This window comes from Oleiphilus sp. HI0123 (assembly GCF_001635315.1).
Map to the genome: position 1 here is coordinate 1 of NZ_LWGE01000663.1, position 515 is coordinate 515.

Annotated in this window: 2 protein-coding genes; both read right to left on the minus strand. The window is 44.5% G+C overall.

All coding sequences use genetic code 11. From position 1 onward, the window contains the following. The coding region (gene tusD, locus A3761_RS06020; protein ID WP_068749981.1) for a sulfurtransferase complex subunit TusD at positions 1-257 on the minus strand (257 nt) is incomplete at its 3' end. A 75-nt stretch (positions 258-332) separates the two neighbouring features. Next, the coding region (locus A3761_RS25535) for a Bax inhibitor-1 family protein (protein WP_197472875.1) at positions 333-515 on the minus strand (183 nt) is incomplete at its 5' end.

Sequence of the window (515 nt, forward strand, 5' to 3'; positions counted from 1 at the left end):
CCTCGGCGTGCTGCGGCGGCAATACAGATAACCAGGTCAAGGTTGTGCTTGGTACCAAGGTCTTGCCAGGCTTTATAAAGATCAAACTCGTCTTGTGGTGGTGTCGCGAGTTTAGTACCGCTATGAATACCGTTTTGATAGAAGAAGACGCGAGAAAGCTTGTGCCCATTCTGAAGGGCAGCTTTAGTGTATCGATAAGCGCTGTAAGACGACTGTGAATCGTAGGGAGCGTTAAGGACTAATACAGATATGTTCATATTTTAAAGGGCTAAAAACTAAAAAAGCCATGCTTAGTACAGACCAAGGCATGGCTTTAAAGGGTTGCTTATTTCTTAATCGTCCCCGCTAAATGCCATGAGTAGCTGAAGCAAGCTTAGGAACAAGTTATAGATCGACACAAATAGTGTCACGGTAGCTAGAACGTAGTTTGTTTCGCCGCCGTGAATGATCTCACTGGTTTGATACAGAATGATCATAGACGAGAAAAGTACAAACCCCGCAGAGATCATTAGCTG